This window comes from Clostridium sp. MT-14, assembly GCF_042436595.1.
In the GTDB taxonomy this organism is placed as follows: domain Bacteria; phylum Bacillota; class Clostridia; order Clostridiales; family Clostridiaceae; genus Clostridium_B; species Clostridium_B aromativorans.
The window spans coordinates 82,127-98,984 of sequence record NZ_JBHMIY010000010.1; the positions used below are offsets into that span (position 1 = coordinate 82,127).

Genomic DNA, 16,858 nt, shown 5'->3' on the forward strand with positions numbered 1-16,858 from the left:
AAGCCTACCTTCTTCCTGAATTTAGTATATAACATAATAACATAAATTCAAATTAATTTCCCATATTCTTTAAATATTAATAACTGGCTTCTTTTTAACAGCAGCCAGTTATTAGATTAAATCTTATTGTAGTGATATAAAATAATCATAAGCTATCCTGGAAATTCTTCCAATTGTCTTCCTTGCAAAATTATTGGTGACAGCATTCCAGGTAAGCCCGCAGAAAATATAATCCACATTAGGAAGATACACTATGCCCACATCATGGCTTATTCCATCCAAATCTCCCGTCTTGTGGGCAATAGTAGTTTCATCTGGAACATCAAGCCTCATAACACTATTATCCAGCTGATTTATCAATATGTCTTTCATCATAATACTGTAAGGTTCTCCAGACTTCTCACCTCTATAGATGATCTCAAAAAATTTTACCATATCTGAGGCAGTTGTTTTATTTTCTCTTCCCTCTTTTCTAGCCAACGAATCCATCATTTTTCTCTGAAGCGTCGTATCTTTGATTTTTAAACTTTTGATATAATCATTTACATTATCCATGCCTGCAAGATCTATCAATATATTTGCTGCAGTATTATCGCTTTGAATTATCATCAAAGTTATTATATCCTTTAAAGTATAACTGCTGCCGCTTTCCAAAAGATTGAGTATGCTAAAAGGTACTTTTACATCATTTTCTACTGTTATTCTCTGCTTAAGTGAAAGTTTGCCCTCCTTAACTTGTTTAAATACTTCCATCATTATAGGTATTTTTATAAGGCTTGCAGAAGGTACAACCACTTTTTCATTATAGGCAGCTTTTTCTCCTGTCTTAAGATTTTCCACCATAAATGCACAATTCAATTTTTTAAAATCCATTGCACTTAGCATTTGTTCATACAGCATTCTTTATTCCTCCTGACTTTCTACTTTTTGTTTTGAAATTTTATTCTTTTTTTCATAATTGGAATACATTATAAATGCCACAATAGAGAAAAATATAGGGCCTACAGCCATCCATATGGTGCTTTGCATATCACCTTGAAATGCCGGTGTAATTATGGTAAACAAATTTGCAAAACCTATAGTAAATACAACAATTATTTCCCAGATCAGAGATGATCTATGGCTCTTAAAAATTACAAAGGGCTTGTTGATTTCCTTTTTCCTTTTAAAAGGTACAAAAGCTCCTGCTATAAACATATAGGGAATTGTCAACGCCACATTTGTCATACTTACAACTATGTTAAAAAACTTGGATGCACCTTCCCCTCCAACTGTAAGCAGTCCTAAAAGCAAAACAACTATAATACACTGTATCCACATTGCATTTTTGGGCATGTCATCTTTTATCTCAGTCATTTTTTCAGGGAACAGTCCTTTTGGAGTACCTTCTATTATCTGCTTAAGCGGACCATACAACAGTGTTATAATGCTTCCCGTCAATGCCAGGAACATGGATAGGCCAACAAATCTTGCTACCCAGGCACCTAATGAAAGTGCTGCAGACTGACTTAAATTCAGACTGATACCAAGCTGATAACCCAAATTCTGCATTATGACATATGCAACATTGGCCAAATGCACATCTGGATTTGAAAGTACCTGTTTCCAGTTTGTAAAGATTCCACACATAAATATACCTATGGAATAGCCCAATGTTATTACTATCGCAGATATAGTCATACCCTTTGAGAAATTTTTTTCGGGTTTTTCGGTCTGATCTACAAGCCCTGCTACAACTTCAATTCCTCCATAGGCAAATATGGCAAAAACTATAAAAGATAAAATTGAAAGAGTGCTGTGATATTTAGGATTTGGAGATACTGTAAAACTAAGAGGTTGTGCAAGTTGTCCATGGTTTGCCGCAAGAACAATCAGAGCACCTATGATCAAGAAAACATTTAGAAGCATAACTGCAGTACCTCCAACTGAAGTAACTTTCGAAATATTTTTCAGTCCCTTGGTAGCTATAAATGTCATGGTTACTATAAAAATAATACTGAAAATTCCTATAACCTGAGTGGATTTAAGTCCCCAGAACCCCCATGTGGCTGTTATATCTCTGCCAAATATTAAATTTGAAAGTGGAATCCATATAAGCGAACACATATCAACTATAAGGACAACATATGAAGCATACCACTTTTCATAAGTTTTATATTTATCATATCCGCTGCCCTCTTCTGCAATATATTTAGAGCATCTCTTGGTGAAAACATGCTTTCATCTGCCAAAACCGGAATGGACACATTATCTGTGACGAATTTTAGCCCCTCGATATCCTGTGCTATAACAGGCTGTTCTACAAATTCAAGATCGAGCTCTGCATCTTCCATTTTTCTCAATACTTTTACAGCTTCCTTGGGTTTCCATCCCTGGTTTGCATCTATTCTAAGGTCAATATCATATCCTACAGCTTGTCTTATAGCTTTCATTCTTTCCAGATCTTTTTCAGAATTCTCTCCGACTTTTATTTTTAAGGTTTTGTATCCCCTTTTTACAGCATCCAAACTATCTTTTACCATTTTTTCAATATCGTTTACACTTATCGTTATATCTGTACTTATCTCTTTCCTAAATCCTCCCAAAAGTTTATACAACGGTGCTCTATACAGCTGCCCGTATAAATCGTAAAGAGCTATGTCCACTGCAGCTTTTGCACTGGTGTTTTTTATAATACACCCATTCAATTTCCGTATTACAGCTTCAAAGTTTTCTATATCCATACCTACAATAGCTTTTTTTATGTGATCCTCTATGGCTCCCATTATAGCTCCAGCAGTATCACCGGTTATTACTCCTGTAGGCGGAGCCTCCCCAAAGCCTGTATTCCCCGTATCCGTATATATTTCAACTATAACATCTTCTACCTTTTCCACAGTGCGAAGTGCTGTTTTAAAGGGAGTTTTAAGTGGAACGGATATCTTTTTTATTTTTAGATCTTGTATTTTCATTTAAAATACCTCCTTGAAATAATACAAAAAAGCCAGCAAAAGCACACATTGTTGCTTTTACTGGCTTTCATTTACTTTAAAATAAGGATAACTCATTTACCATAAATAAAACAGTAAATCAAAAATATCTTTTCTTCATTTCATTATATTTTTTGACTCCATCTTTGTAGGCTACAATAATAGCCTTTTGAGAAGAGCCGTGATATCGCTTTATAACCTCTTCCTTCAACTTATCATCAAAGGTTTTAAGGCTTCTGCCCATCAAAAGGGATTTTATAAATTCATCTGTAGTCCTCAGTGTAGAAGATGAACTCGAATCAATTATCCTATCTGTTTTTAAATCCACTACAAAACCTATATAAAATGAATTAAATCTGAGTGTAATGGCATTGTCGGTATTTGTTTTGGCATTGCCCACTACATATACCGTATTTTTCTCATACATGAAATCATCTCAATTATGTAAGAATATAAATAATTACTAATTATTATCCATATTATAGAATAAATATTGGGAAAAGTCAATTAACAATAAAATACAGATTAAAATATAAAAGGCAGTTATAAAATCTCCTATACAACTTTATAACTGCTCTGTTTTCTTTGTTTAAATTTCTGAAAATATTCAAATAAATTTATGAGAAGTTTCTAGCCATCATGCACTCAATATTAAGTCGTCAACCTTACAGCCAAGTACTTTTGCTATTACTGAAACTTTGTCAAGACTTGGATTTTTCTTATCTCCCCTCTCCAGTTCTTCTAAATAAGATTTTGAAATTGAAGTTTCAAAACTGGTATCCTTAGTAAGATTTTGAATATCTAAGGTAGTATATCCTAAGCCTACCCTTATATCACGAATTTTTTTTCCGTTTAACATAAGAAAACCCCCTATTTAATATTGACTTCTCTTTTTAAATTATATTCCTTTTTTATAAAAATTTACAGCGGGGTTTTGTTATTTAATTGTTAATTTGCTTCATATTTATTGCTCAACAAGCCTGTAACCAACTCCAACTTCCGTATATATATATTCAGGTCGTGTAGGATCTTTTTCGAGTTTTCTTCTCAAATTTGCCATAAATACTCTGAGAGATTGGGTTTCACTGCCCAGAACGGATCCCCAAATTTCGTTTATAATAAAATTATGGGTCAGCACTTTGCCTGAATATCTGCATAAAAGTTCCATTATTTTGAATTCCGTAGGAGTCAGATGTATATTTTTGCCTGCTGCAACCACTTTTCTTTTTTCAAAATCAATATACAGATCCTTAACTCTAAATTCCTTCATCTTTTTTCCCTGAACACTGTTCATACCACTGTGTCTCAATGACACGCGAATCCTGGCAAGCAGCTCTCCTATTCCAAAAGGTTTTGTCAGATAGTCATCTGCTCCTCTGTCCAGTGCTTCAACCTTCTGCCTTTCATTTTCTCTAGCGGAAACAATTATAATGGGAACTTTTGACCATTCCCTTATTCTAGATATAACTTCAATTCCATCAATATCCGGAAGGCCAAGATCAAGTATTATGAGATCCGGATTATTTGACATGGAAAGAGCCACAGCCTCATTTCCCTTATCCGTTTCAATGTACTTGTAATTTTGAGCTGACAGTGACGTAGTTATGAATCTTCTTATAATTTTGTCATCTTCAACTACTAGAATATACGGTTTATTATCCACCTGTCATTCTCCTTTCTCTACTCTATTACCTTTTTACCGGGAATATTGAATCTAAAAATGGAACCTCCATTTTTTCTATTAAAAGCCACAATTTTTCCACCGTGAATTTCCACAATGGATTTACATATAGCAAGCCCCAATCCAACCCCTCTTCTGGAATCAGATATCTTACTTCCATTTGTAAAAAACCTGTCGAATATATGTGGTAATATTTTATCATCTATACCTATTCCATCATCAATGACTTCAAAAAATACATCATTGTCCTTTCCATAAGCCTTTACCTGTATAAGAGATTTCTTTGGAGAAAATTTTGCAGCATTGTCTATTAAATTTATAAGTACCTGTTCAATCAATTTTCCATCCATAGGGGCCATTATCATTTCACCGGGAACACTTATTTTTATTTCATGATCTTTAAAATACTTGGAACTTCTCTGTGCTGCCTCTGCAAGAACTTCCTCCACCAATTCCAAATTCTTATTGATTTTCACACTGCCATCATCAAATCTAGTCATGCTGAGCAAATTTTCCACCAGTCTTATAAGCCATTCAGTATCATCATAAACACCTGTTAGAAGATTCTCCTTAACTTCTTCAGTTATGGATTTGCCGTCTTCTAAGATTGTACTGATAGTACCCTTAATTCCTGCCAGGGGACTTCTGAGATCATGGGAAATGGATCTCAAAAGGCTGCTTCTCAGTCTTTCTCTGTCAATAGCCACCTTTGAAGCCTCCTGCTGGCTTACAAGAATTTCCCTGTCAAGTGCAATGGCCATCTGACTCGTAATAGTTTCAATTATGAATTTTTGATCCGGCTCAAGGAGTCCTTCAGAGCAAGACACCCCTATGATTCCCAATATTTTTCCACTGACTTTTATAGGTATATAATACCCCTGAGCCCCATAAAAGGTATCCGTACCTGCCCCAGCCTCTCTTCCCTTTAAAAAGCTCCAATAGGCTGCAGCATTCTCGTTTTTATCTGAAAAAGAAAATTTAGATTTTCCATTATCATCATTATAAACAAAAGGGGCAGATAGCTTTCCATCTTTTGATAGATAACACACAATAGTCCTTGCTATAAGCCTGGAAATATACTTTATTCCTATTGACGCCACATCCGAATTCCCAACTGCACTGAGCAGCTTACTGCTGACTCTATAGAGGGTCTGTGTCCTTCTTTCCCTGGTATTCGAATCGGAAGCATTCTTTTGAATTCTGTTGGTTAAATTTCCAATAATAAATGCCACGACAAGCATTATTACAAAAGTAATCAAATAGTTTTTATCATAAAATTGAAATGAATGCTTCGGTTCAATAAAGAGATAATTAAACAGGGCCACCCCTATTATTGACGATATTATTCCCAGGAAATACCCTTTTGTCTTAATGTATACAATTATAACGCCCAAAATTAAGATCATAAATACATTTGATTCAGAAAATCCAACATATTCACAAAACAGGGCAATAAAAGTTGTAATCAGTATAATTACAGCGGCTTCCAAAATATCCCTCAGAGATAGATCAAAATTAAAACTCAATTTTGTAAAGAATCTTTTCTTTTTTTCCTCATATAATGAATTAGGTATAACATAGACATCAATATAAGAATTGGAATCCATGAGTTTGTCAACCACATCTTTGGCATAAAAGTGAAACAATCTGCTGGTCTTTTTATTGTTCTTTCCTATTATAATTTTTGTTATATTCCTGAACTTGGCATATTCTATTATCTGGTCAGATATATCGTCTCCATATATGGTAGCTACTTCTCCGCCCAGCTGTTCTGTTAAATTGAAATAAGAATTCAGCCTTTTTACATCATCCTTTTCATTTTCATGATTTTGGGTAGTTTTTACATAAAGCACTATCCACTTTGAGTGATAGACTTCAGCCATTCTGGCCGCAGTACGTATTACTCTGGCAGAAGAAGGAGAAGAGCTTATGCATGCCATTATCTGATCCGAAGTAGGCACTACGGTAATCTGACCCCTGGAAAGTCTGTCAATTTCCACCTCATAATTTACCCTGTCTGCAATCTTCCTGAGTGCAATTTCCCTCAGGGCATACAGATTATTTTTGGTGAAAAAATGATCAAAAGCCCTTCTTACCTGATCCCTGCCGTATATTTTTCCATCGCTGAACCTCTTCAAGAGCTCATCTGGTTCTATATCTATTATTTCCACCTTGTCTGCATCTTCAAATACCTTGTCGGGAATAGTCTCCCTCACAGTCACGTGAGTTATGCTCTCCACTACATCATTTAAACTTTCAATATGCTGCACATTAAGTGTGGTGTATACGTCAATTCCCGCATCCAGAAGCTCATATACATCCTGCCACCTCTTTTTGTTTCTCTTGCCTTTTGTATTGGTATGAGCCAGTTCATCCACAAGTATTATATCAGGCTTTCTCAAAAGCGCTTTATCCAAATCAAATTCCTTTAGGATCATACCTCTGTAATTGATCACCCTTGGAGCTATACTTTCAATCCCTTTGGTCAGTTCCATGGTATCTTTTCTTCCGTGAGGCTCTATATATCCTATTACCACATCTTTTTTAAGCTGCTTTACTTCACGGGCTTCCCTCAACATTGAATAGGTTTTCCCCACTCCTGCCGCATATCCAAAAAATATTTTCAATTTTCCCCGTTTATTTTCAATCTGATCTTTTTGAACTTCCTTTAAAAGATAGTCAGGATCTGGACCTCTATACTGGTTCATAAAAAACAACTCCTATTATTTAAAAATTAACCCTTACCCGCACATCCAATTATATCACTAGCGTTTCACTTAAACAGTACAAATCTATTTTTCAGATAGAACACAGCAGTGCCGTTATTATAAAAATTATACAGTTCAATACTATGCCCTTTAATCCTGCCATTAAGGTATATTTTTCTATATGAACCCAAGCTTCCTTCATTTAGAATCAACTTGATATCATTATCCTCTATGCTGTATTTTGCTTCAATATATACCGCACCTCTAGATAAGGTGTTTATCAAAGTACAATTATTATTCGCAGACAATATAAGCAGTACATTATTTTTAGGACATTCATACTTTCCTGTGTAGTCATTTTTATAATATCCTCTATTGGAAAAAATCAAAATACAACCAATTACAGTTAAAAAGAGCAATACAATGATGATCTTTTTCATAATGGCATTCACTTACTTTCCTCACAATTTTTAAATATGAATATTATTTATTTAAAATTGAAGCTATTTCAAGATTTACTTTAAGTACATTTACTCTGGGTTCACCTAAGCTTACGGAAGTATCACCTTTAGTGTACTTTTTAACTATCTGACGCAGCCTGTTTTGATCTATACCGGTTGCTTTTGATACCGCAGGTATCTGTATCTCCGCAGCTTGAGGACTTATGTCCGGATCAAGCCCGGAACCTGAGCTTGTAAGAAGATCTGTAGGTATATCCTCTTTTTTCACTCCTGGATGCAATTTCAAGAAATCATTTATATCTTTTTGAACTCTTTCCTTCAGTGCCTTGTTGGAAGGTGCCAGATTCTGTGATCCGGAGGATACTCCGGAATAAGCTGCTTTGCCGTCTTTACCCGGTTTTGTATCCTCTTTTGTATAAGTATTGTAATTTACAGATGAAACCCTTCCTCTAAAAAATCTGGGATCGGTGAAATTCTGGCCCAGTAGTTCAGAGCCTACCTCTTTGCCGCCCACAGTTACAATACTGCCATTTGCCTGCTTGTGAAAGAAAACCTGACCCACCACCGTTATAAAAAGCGGAAAGATAATTCCACAAATTATCATCATTGCAATGGTCACCCGAAGGGCCTTTTGAAAATTTTTCATTTTAAAACCATCCTTTCATAAATATCTAACCCAGGTTGAGAACTCTAACCAGCGGAGTTATAATCATATCTATAATTTTTATTCCTATAAAAGGTGCAATTATCCCGCCAAGTCCGAAAATAAACATATTTCTCAAAAGCATTGCCTCTGATTTCATGGGCTTATATTTTACACCTCTCATGGCAGTAGGTATAAGCAATGGAATTATTACTGCATTGAATATCAGTGCTGACAGTATGGCACTATAAGGTGTTGACAATCCCATTATATTTAGGACCTGCATTTTAGGTATAACAACCATAAACATGGCAGGTATTATGGCAAAATACTTGGCTACATCATTGGCAATACTGAAGGTAGTCAGCGCCCCCCTCGTTATAAGAAGCTGTTTTCCTATTTCAACCACTTCAAGTATTTTGGTGGGATCCGAATCCAAATCCACCATATTTGCAGCTTCCTTTGCAGCAGTGGTTCCACTGTTCATTGCCAGGCCAACATCAGCCTGGGCCAATGCCGGTGCATCATTTGTACCGTCTCCGGTCATGGCTACAAGCCTTCCTTCTGACTGCTCCTTTTTTATTGCCACTATTTTGTCTTCCGGTTTACACTCGGCAATAAATCCATCTACTCCGGCTTCCTTGGCAATGGTTGCTGCAGTAAGCGGATTGTCCCCTGTACACATTATGGTCTTGATTCCAATTTCACGCAGTCTTTTAAATCTCTCCACAAGTCCTGGTTTAACCGTGTCCTTGAGATAGATAACTCCATATATCCTATTGTCCACACATAGTACAAGAGGTGTACCACCAAGACTTGCCACTTTATCAACTATTGATTGAAGATCCTCTGGAATACTTCCCTTCAATTTTTCTACCCTGTCTCTTACAGCATCATAGGCACCTTTCCTTATAGAAGTGCCATCCTTCAAATCCACTCCGCTCATCCTTGTCTGGGCCGTAAATTCTTCAAATTCTGCACCATCATATTCAGTTTCATCTATATTGGAACCCTGTTTATAGCCAAGCTCTACTGTGGATTTTCCCTCCGGCGTGTCATCTTTAAAGGAACATATGACAGAATAATCTATAAGCTCCTTTTTATCTGCACCCTTAACCGGGATAAATTCTGCGGCCAACCTATTTCCAAAGGTTATGGTTCCCGCTTTGTCAAGTATCGTGGTATCCACATCACCGCAGGATTCCACCGCCTTTCCGGACATGGCTATTACATTGAATCTGGTAACCCTGTCCATGCCTGCTATGCCGATAGCAGATAAAAGTGCCCCTATTGTAGTGGGTATAAGGCAAACAAGCAGTGCTACAAATGTGGACATTGGAATACTGACTCCCATATAAGCGGCCATAGGATAAAGAGCCACCAACACTATGAGAAAAATAAGAGTAAGACTTACAAGTACAGTATTGAGTGCAATTTCATTGGGAGTTTTCTGCCTCGAGGCCCCTTCCACAAGACTTATCATTTTATCAAGGAAGGACTTTCCCGGAACTGCTGTTATTCTTACTTTGAGCCAGTCGCTTACAACCTTGGTACCCCCTGTCACCGAGGCAAAATCTCCTCCTGATTCTTTTACAACAGGAGCCGATTCACCGGTAATTGCAGATTCATCAACAGATGCTATTCCCTCTACAACCTCACCGTCATTGGGAATTATATCCCCGTTTTCCACTAGAACCATATCATTCTTTTTAAGTTCTCCAGCACTTATAACTTTTATATTTCCCCTGGAATCCAAAAGCTTTGCCTTGGTATCTTTACGGGTTTTCTTCAGGGTTTCCGCCTGCGCCCTTCCTCTACCTTCAGCTATTGCTTCAGCAAAGTTTGCAAACAGAAGAGTTATAAACAGAATTACAGCTACTATAAAATCATAAATTCTCAGGTTATTCCCCACATCTCCAAATATACCGGGGAAGATGATACTTATCAGGGATATGAAAAAACCAATTTCCACTACGAACATAACAGGGTTCTTAAACATATACCTGGGGTTCAATTTTTTAAAAGACTCAATAATGGCATCCTTTAATATATCACTTGTAATAAACTTAGATTTATTATTCTTCATAATCACATCACTCCTTTTGATATTTACAGTGTAAGCTGTTCTGCAATTGGTCCCAGAGACAATGCCGGGAAAAACGTAAGAGCCCCAATTATAATCACAATAAATATCAATGTAAAAGTAAATACTGCATTATCTGTCCTAAATGTTCCCTCACTGACAGGCACCGCCTTTTTCGAGGCCAAAGATCCTGCTACTGCCATCAAAATTATTATTGAAAGGTACCTTCCAAACAGCATTGCCAAACCTGCCGTAGTGTTCCAGAACATGGTGTTGTCCGCAAGTCCCTCAAATCCCGAGCCATTATTGGCTGCGGAGCTTGCATACTGGTACACTATCTGTGTAAGCCCGTGAAAGCCCGGATTTGATATACCTGCCACACCCTGCGGCAGTACCAGCGCCAGGGCTGAAAACATCAATATCAAAAATGGATGTATGATTATGGCAAGTGCAATTAATTTTATCTCTCTGCCCTCAAGCTTCTTTGACAGATATTCCGGGGTTCTTCCCACCATGAGACCGCAGAGAAAAACAGTGAGTATGGCATACATGATCATGTTCATGAAGCCCACGCCTTTTCCACCAAATACCACATTGAGCATCATGTTTACAAGTGGTACTGTTCCGCCTATTGGTGTCAGGGAGTCATGCATGTTGTTTACAGCTCCAGTTGTAGCCGCTGTGGTAACTGTGGTAAAAAGTGACGACATGGGTATGCCAAATCTGACTTCCTTGCCTTCCATATTTCCCATGGACTGACTGAGCCCGATTTGTGAAAGAACTGGGTTGCCTGCTTTTTCAGACGCATAGCAAACTGCTATACCAATAATAAACAGTATTCCCATGGCTGCAAATATGGCGACAGCCTGCTTTTTCTTTTTAATCATGTGTCCAAAACATACCACAATCGACCCTGGCAAAAGCAGCATTGAAAGTATTTGAATAATATTGGTAAGGGGTGTGGGATTTTCAAATGGATGGGCTGAATTGCCTCCAAAGAATCCACCGCCGTTGGTTCCAATCAGTTTTACGGATTCAAGGCTTGCCACGGGTCCCAGTGGAATATCCTGCAGTTTGCCTTCTATGGTAGTGACGGTTTTATTAGGTGACAGCGTCTGGGGAACACCCTGCTGAATATAAAATATGGCCACTACAATACATAGTGGAAGAAGTACTCTGGTTATAATTCTCACAAAATCCACATAAAAATTTCCAACTGACTTTTTCTTTCCTGCAAGCCCCCGTATAAATGCCAGCGCCACAGAAAATCCTGTAGCCGCAGAGATAAACATAAAAAACGTAATAACAATCATCTGGCTGAAATAGGAGAGACCCCATTCACCACTGTAGTCCTGAAGATTTGTATTAGTTAAAAAACTTATTACAGTATTGAAGGTAAGCCCTTGTTCCATGCTGCCTATATGGTTGGGGTTCAATAAATGAACAAACTGAAGCCTCAAAATTATATAGGCTATCACAGCCGGAAGGGCATTGCAAATCAACAGGGCAATTATATACTGCTTCCAGGTCATCTCTTCCTTTGTTATTCCCGAAATCCTGTAAATACAATTGTCCACCTTATCAAGCACGGGATCCAAAAAAGTCTTCTTGTGTTCTGCTACTTTATAAATATATTTTCCCATTGGAATACACAGCAGGACAAAAATAATAAGTATAATTACAGTTTCCAGTATTCCCATAATTACCAACAACCTCCTCTTAATTAAAATTTTTCAGGATTGAACAATGCATAGCACAAATATACAAACAATAAAATAACTACAATACCCAATAAAATCATAAATTGGCCTCCCATCCAAAATTATTTTTTACTGATTTGTTTTTCGCACCAGTTTGTAAAATATTTAAATGATAAAAATCCCGCTACAATCACGACAATAAATAAAATATCCAGCACATTCCATCCCTCCTTCAATTTTCATTTTTAATATTATCACCATGGATATAAAGTTTGTGTTAAGATCACAAGTGCTGATATAATGCTTATATAAATATAATTTGCCACTTTACGAAAAATTAATTACAATAAAAAGAACACCTTTTACAGAACATTATGATAGCTTTTTTAAAAGGAGGTAAAATTATGAATACACTTCACGAACTTCCTAATATTAGTAAAGTAATTGAGAAAAAACTCATTGAAGCAGGTGTAGATACACCTCAATCACTTATGAATATTGGAAGCAAGGAAGCGCTTAGTAGAATTAGATTAGAAGATGATACAACTTGTATTAATATGCTTTACGCTTTGAAAGGAGCAATAAAAGGAATTAGATGGCATTCTCTGTCTAACGATATAAAACAAGAATTAAAAGAATTTTATAAGACATTGTAAATTAGGAGGATATGTTCATTATGAGTATAAGTAATTCATTTTTGACTTTTGCCAAAGAAGCACCTGAACAGCAAAAAGCGTGGGGGAACTTATTGAGAAACTTGGTACTGCGTGTAAACTTGATAAGAAAACAGAAGCACTTGCTTATTTAGCAGTACTAGCCTCTACAGGGCTTGAAAGTGGTATACCATTTCATGTTAAACATGCTAAAAAGTTAGGAGCAACGAGAGAAGAAATTATAAGTAGTATTTTAGTGGGACTTCCTGCTGTCGGAAATATTGTAATTCAGGCATTACCCATTGCATTATCTGCATTTGATGAATAACATTTAGGTTCTACTATTTAAAGCAAAAGTGCGAGGGTTTCGCACTTTTATTATTTGAGTTATATTGTATCCTGCATTATACAATTAAAATTAAGAAGAGGCTGCAGTTCTTTTTACTACAGCCCCAAACAAGTTGAGTACAATTATCCAAAGACCTTCATATAAATTAATTTCTAAGGATTTTGATAATTTCCCTGTTTGCACATATACATTCACTAAATTTAACAAATTCATTAATAATCAATCTATGGCCTTAGTTTGCAATGTATGATATCCCATTTCAGCCCTGGCTTCTTTTAAAGTTTTTCCGCCTTTAACTGCATTTACTATATGAACTTCAGTTGCTTCAATTGATTTTGCAATTTCTAATGTTTCTTTTACAGATGATATTGGAATACATACAACACCATTTTCATCTGCAACAATTAAATCGCCAGGACATACTTTAACTCCTGAGATACCAACAGGAATGTTTATAGCATCTGCTTCAACACGATCCTTACCTGTCATCATATAAATTCCCTTTGTGAAAATAGGATACTTAATTTCACGTATCGTTTTTACATCACGGCAAACACCATCAATAACTGTCCCTGCAATTCTTTTTTCTTTTGCAACTTGTGACATTATATCTCCCCAGACAGTACAGTATTCTCTACCACTGTTATCAATTACTACAACATCTCCCTCTTGTACATCATCTAAGAAATCTCCAACAGTACCTTTATTTATTCCACATGGCACATAGTGTACTGTAAATGCTTGTCCACATGCTCTAGTGTCATTTACCACTCCTTTGATCCCAAGCAATCCTCCAACAATCCCCTGTTTATCGAGGGCATCAGTAATAGATGATGTGTCTAATTTTTTATATTCTTTAATTATTTCTATTGGTAATCTTCTAATTTTCATTTTATATTTATACTCTCCTTATTTCTTTATATATATTTTAAATTGAATCTCTCATTTTCTTAGCTCTTACACTAATAATCATTCCTGTATCAGTGTCAACTCTTCTATTACTTTTCTTTTTTAACTTTTTAGCAAATTTTTTTAAGATAAAATGCTAATACTTTGAATATAGGATAAAAAGCCAGCTTTTACATTCTTCTATATATCTATTTGATAACTCTTTTAATAATAATAAAATTTGGCTTTTTTCTAGCTAAATTAATAATATCGTGATCTTTATTCTATTAATTACTTATTCCATTTTTTATCGAATCCCATAAGCTCCGCTGTTGTTTTGCCTTGAGTTAAAAGAACCTTTAATTTGTCTTCTTTGGCTTTCTTTGTCTGTGACTTTTCTAGAACTTCCTGAGCTTTTTCCTGAGGTATAACAACTATACCATCAGCATCACCCACAATAATATCACCAGGTTTTACAATACATCCTCCGCATTCAATTACTGAATTTATCTCTCCACAGGTTTCCTTTAGTGTTCCATTTGGATTTACACCCCTTGAAAAAACGGGAAAGTTCATTTCTATTATATCTTTTTTGTCTCTACATGCTCCGTCAATAACAACTCCTTTAATACCATAAGCTTTACAGGAAGTAGCAAAAAGTTCGCCAAATACGCCTGCCCCGGTATATCCTTTGCAATCAATAACCAAAACTGAACCCGGTTTAGCTTCTGTAATCGCTTTGTGTATAGTAAGATTATCACCAGGTACACAGGTTACTGTCATAGCATAGCCTGTAACCTCAAATTTATAATGAAGAGGTTTAATTTCCTCATTCATACTTCCTTCTCTATTGTTCGAATCGCAAATATTACCAGTTGGTATTCCCTTAAATAAATCAGCTATATTCATTTATAACACAATCTCCCTTCAAAATATTATATTTTGTTTTTTACTAAATCTTCTTACAGTTATTTTTGTAATTTCAAAATATTATTTACCTAGTACATAATGGTTTATCGGTATTAATCGTAAGATATCCTACAATACCTAATAAAGTGACGCCAGCATTAACTAATAGTACAGAATTCCAACCCCACAGTTTGGCAACAACTGGGGCAACAGTAGGTACAATACTAGCAGCTATAAATCCCCACATATTCATCCATCCACTTACTGTTGACGTATATTTCTGCCCAATGTCAGTAGCAATAGACCAAGCAAGAGTTTGAGAAAATCCTGCCATACCAAGTGCTAAGCTAATCCACAAAATATTACCAACAGGTGTAACTGCTGTACGACTTAATAATAAAGCAATTCCAGAAATAGTAAGAGTTATAGCGCAAATAAAATTTCGTGATTTATAACGAGAAAAACCTCGCTTTAATAAATTATCACTAATTAAACCTGCAATAAAAACAGATATTGTAATTGCAATCCATGGAATACTTGTATAAAATCCCATCGACTTAAATGTTAGATTCCTTGTTGCCTGCAGATAGTATGGTAACCAAAACATGAAAAACTGAACGACCCATAGGGTTGCAAAATAACCAACTGCTATCATCCAAAATGAACGCTGCTTTAGAAACGCTGTCCACTGGGATTTTGGCTTTTCGTTTCCTTTAGATTTGTTGTCAAAATTATTTCCTTGAATATAACTCAGCTCTAATTTTCCAACTAGAGGATGTTCTTCGGGATGATTACGTAAAAATTTATAAGCGAAGATTGCACTTATAATGCCAATAATTCCAATAACATAAAATGGTGATCTCCATCCTAATAGACTTACAATGGCAACGATAATTGGAGGCCCTACAATATTGGCAAAGAATGATCCTCCATTCATCAAAGAATTAGCACGGCCTCTTTCATTTTTAGGGAACCAATTTGCAAAAAAGTTATTTCCTGCAGGAAATAATGGAGCTTCTCCAATGCCAAAGAAAAAACGAACAAATATTAGTGATAAAAACGACCATACGGAACCAGTTGCCACTGTAAATATGGACCAAAATACCAGTGAAATAGTTAACATAGTTCGTGAGCCTTTTTTTTCAACAAGCATAGCTCCTGGAATTTGAAAAATAAAATATCCTATAGAAAAAGCAGTAGTTGCTAAACCAAACTGAATAGGCGAAATTTTAAATATATTCATAATAGGTGTTGCTGATACAGAAAATGCTGATCTATCTAAATATGCAACAAAACATAACCACATAACTAAACTTCCGCCAAGCCATCTTATATTAGTTTTTTTCGTCAATTGATTTGGCTCTCCAATTTGTGACGATTTATTCACGATAAACTCCCCCTATTTTAATTGTAAGTTTTCATAATAATACTCTCCAGCAGATAGCATTACGAATATCTTTCATTTGTAAATTTTATTGCTCGGTATATCATATCAATGCTCACTGAATTATTCTCATTTACAATTATCGCGTTTTTTATTTTTTGCTCTGTAATTTTAATTTTTGTCGTCAATATGTCGACATCAAAATACGTTATTCGCTTCCTCGAATAAGATTAAATTTGCTATGTAATAAATTTCTTCTCTGATAAAGAGTTTTAGTTTGGTACTTTCAATTACATACAATTAGAACATCCTACTATACCAAATATCTTATAATATAGTTGAATACGTAAACTATGTTTTTATTGCGTAAAAAAGCTAAAATACTCTTTAAGCAGTCATAGCTACAAATCATTTATTCGTTTAACCGTTT

The 16,858-nt window shown here is 35.7% G+C and carries 16 protein-coding genes and 1 pseudogene; 2 read left to right on the forward strand and 15 right to left on the reverse strand.

The window, feature by feature from the left end; translation table 11 throughout:
• Positions 1-123 precede the first annotated feature (123 nt).
• The 12 genes and pseudogenes from ACFHWD_RS09420 to kdpF all read right to left on the reverse strand — a co-directional run bounded on the left by ACFHWD_RS09420 (position 124) and on the right by kdpF (position 12,361).
• On the reverse strand, positions 124-900 hold the full coding sequence (locus ACFHWD_RS09420; protein WP_179977628.1) for a serine hydrolase: 777 nt from the start codon (positions 898-900) through the stop codon (positions 124-126).
• Positions 901-903: 3 nt separating this feature from the next.
• Positions 904-2,106 carry a glutamate/gamma-aminobutyrate family transporter YjeM gene (gene yjeM, locus ACFHWD_RS09425; RefSeq protein WP_378061532.1) on the reverse strand — a complete coding sequence of 401 codons (1,203 nt, stop codon included), beginning with the start codon at positions 2,104-2,106 and terminating at the stop codon, positions 904-906.
• A gap of 20 nt (positions 2,107-2,126) precedes the next feature.
• A pseudogene (locus ACFHWD_RS09430) lies at positions 2,127-2,951 on the reverse strand (dipeptide epimerase); the annotation flags it as partial.
• 118 nt (positions 2,952-3,069) lie between these two features.
• On the reverse strand, positions 3,070-3,396 hold the full coding sequence (locus ACFHWD_RS09435; protein ID WP_150355959.1) for a DUF3870 domain-containing protein: 327 nt from the start codon (positions 3,394-3,396) through the stop codon (positions 3,070-3,072).
• A 210-nt stretch (positions 3,397-3,606) separates the two neighbouring features.
• Positions 3,607-3,828, reverse strand: coding sequence for a helix-turn-helix domain-containing protein (locus ACFHWD_RS09440; RefSeq protein ID WP_150355958.1), 222 nt, complete (start codon positions 3,826-3,828; stop codon positions 3,607-3,609).
• A gap of 105 nt (positions 3,829-3,933) precedes the next feature.
• Positions 3,934-4,632, reverse strand: a complete 699-nt coding sequence (locus ACFHWD_RS09445) for a response regulator (protein ID WP_229981924.1) — start codon at positions 4,630-4,632, stop codon at positions 3,934-3,936.
• A 17-nt stretch (positions 4,633-4,649) separates the two neighbouring features.
• Positions 4,650-7,358: a DUF4118 domain-containing protein gene (locus ACFHWD_RS09450; protein ID WP_378061535.1), complete on the reverse strand. Its 2,709-nt coding sequence runs from the start codon at positions 7,356-7,358 to the stop codon at positions 4,650-4,652.
• Positions 7,359-7,423: 65 nt separating this feature from the next.
• Positions 7,424-7,810: a hypothetical protein gene (locus ACFHWD_RS09455; RefSeq protein WP_229981922.1), complete on the reverse strand. Its 387-nt coding sequence runs from the start codon at positions 7,808-7,810 to the stop codon at positions 7,424-7,426.
• Between the two features lie 31 nt (positions 7,811-7,841).
• A complete protein-coding gene (locus ACFHWD_RS09460; RefSeq protein WP_229981921.1) occupies positions 7,842-8,465 on the reverse strand; it encodes a K(+)-transporting ATPase subunit C in 624 nt (207 codons plus the stop codon).
• A gap of 25 nt (positions 8,466-8,490) precedes the next feature.
• Entirely contained in the window at positions 8,491-10,548 is a 2,058-nt protein-coding gene (kdpB, locus tag ACFHWD_RS09465) for a potassium-transporting ATPase subunit KdpB (protein ID WP_378061537.1), read from the reverse strand.
• Positions 10,549-10,571: 23 nt separating this feature from the next.
• The gene (kdpA, locus tag ACFHWD_RS09470) at positions 10,572-12,245 is read right to left on the reverse strand and encodes a potassium-transporting ATPase subunit KdpA (RefSeq protein WP_229981919.1); all 1,674 of its coding nucleotides are present in this window, start codon (positions 12,243-12,245) and stop codon (positions 10,572-10,574) included.
• A 23-nt stretch (positions 12,246-12,268) separates the two neighbouring features.
• The gene (gene kdpF / locus ACFHWD_RS09475) at positions 12,269-12,361 is read right to left on the reverse strand and encodes a K(+)-transporting ATPase subunit F (protein WP_378061540.1); all 93 of its coding nucleotides are present in this window, start codon (positions 12,359-12,361) and stop codon (positions 12,269-12,271) included.
• Between the two features lie 288 nt (positions 12,362-12,649).
• On the opposite strand from kdpF, the gene ACFHWD_RS09480 reads away from it, so the two are divergent.
• The gene (locus ACFHWD_RS09480; RefSeq protein WP_229981918.1) at positions 12,650-12,901 is read left to right on the forward strand and encodes a TfoX/Sxy family protein; all 252 of its coding nucleotides are present in this window, start codon (positions 12,650-12,652) and stop codon (positions 12,899-12,901) included.
• Between the two features lie 79 nt (positions 12,902-12,980).
• A complete protein-coding gene (locus tag ACFHWD_RS09485; RefSeq protein ID WP_378061542.1) occupies positions 12,981-13,226 on the forward strand; it encodes a carboxymuconolactone decarboxylase family protein in 246 nt (81 codons plus the stop codon).
• Positions 13,227-13,466: 240 nt separating this feature from the next.
• On the opposite strand, the gene ACFHWD_RS09490 is transcribed toward ACFHWD_RS09485, so the two are convergent.
• The 3 genes from ACFHWD_RS09490 to ACFHWD_RS09500 all read right to left on the reverse strand — a co-directional run bounded on the left by ACFHWD_RS09490 (position 13,467) and on the right by ACFHWD_RS09500 (position 16,431).
• On the reverse strand, positions 13,467-14,138 hold the full coding sequence (locus ACFHWD_RS09490; protein WP_229981917.1) for an RraA family protein: 672 nt from the start codon (positions 14,136-14,138) through the stop codon (positions 13,467-13,469).
• A gap of 288 nt (positions 14,139-14,426) precedes the next feature.
• The gene (locus ACFHWD_RS09495; RefSeq protein ID WP_229981916.1) at positions 14,427-15,044 is read right to left on the reverse strand and encodes a 4-carboxy-4-hydroxy-2-oxoadipate aldolase/oxaloacetate decarboxylase; all 618 of its coding nucleotides are present in this window, start codon (positions 15,042-15,044) and stop codon (positions 14,427-14,429) included.
• An 85-nt stretch (positions 15,045-15,129) separates the two neighbouring features.
• Positions 15,130-16,431, reverse strand: coding sequence for an MFS transporter (locus ACFHWD_RS09500; RefSeq protein ID WP_378061545.1), 1,302 nt, complete (start codon positions 16,429-16,431; stop codon positions 15,130-15,132).
• Between the last annotated feature and the right edge of the window lie 427 nt (positions 16,432-16,858).

Bases quoted from the DNA above. Each gene is read 5' to 3' on its own strand.
- ACFHWD_RS09420 (WP_179977628.1), bottom strand. From the start codon at position 900: ATGCTGTATGAACAAATGCTAAGTGCAATGGATTTTAAAAAATTGAAT.
- yjeM (WP_378061532.1), bottom strand. From the start codon at position 2,106: ATGTGTTCGCTTATATGGATTCCACTTTCAAATTTAATATTTGGCAGA.
- ACFHWD_RS09435 (WP_150355959.1), bottom strand. From the start codon at position 3,396: ATGTATGAGAAAAATACGGTATATGTAGTGGGCAATGCCAAAACAAAT.
- ACFHWD_RS09440 (WP_150355958.1), bottom strand. From the start codon at position 3,828: ATGTTAAACGGAAAAAAAATTCGTGATATAAGGGTAGGCTTAGGATAT.
- ACFHWD_RS09450 (WP_378061535.1), bottom strand. From the start codon at position 7,358: ATGAACCAGTATAGAGGTCCAGATCCTGACTATCTTTTAAAGGAAGTT.
- ACFHWD_RS09460 (WP_229981921.1), bottom strand. From the start codon at position 8,465: ATGAAAAATTTTCAAAAGGCCCTTCGGGTGACCATTGCAATGATGATA.
- kdpB (WP_378061537.1), bottom strand. From the start codon at position 10,548: ATGAAGAATAATAAATCTAAGTTTATTACAAGTGATATATTAAAGGAT.
- kdpA (WP_229981919.1), bottom strand. From the start codon at position 12,245: ATGGGAATACTGGAAACTGTAATTATACTTATTATTTTTGTCCTGCTG.
- kdpF (WP_378061540.1), bottom strand. From the start codon at position 12,361: ATGGGAGGCCAATTTATGATTTTATTGGGTATTGTAGTTATTTTATTG.
- ACFHWD_RS09480 (WP_229981918.1), top strand. From the start codon at position 12,650: ATGAATACACTTCACGAACTTCCTAATATTAGTAAAGTAATTGAGAAA.
- ACFHWD_RS09490 (WP_229981917.1), bottom strand. From the start codon at position 14,138: ATGAAAATTAGAAGATTACCAATAGAAATAATTAAAGAATATAAAAAA.
- ACFHWD_RS09495 (WP_229981916.1), bottom strand. From the start codon at position 15,044: ATGAATATAGCTGATTTATTTAAGGGAATACCAACTGGTAATATTTGC.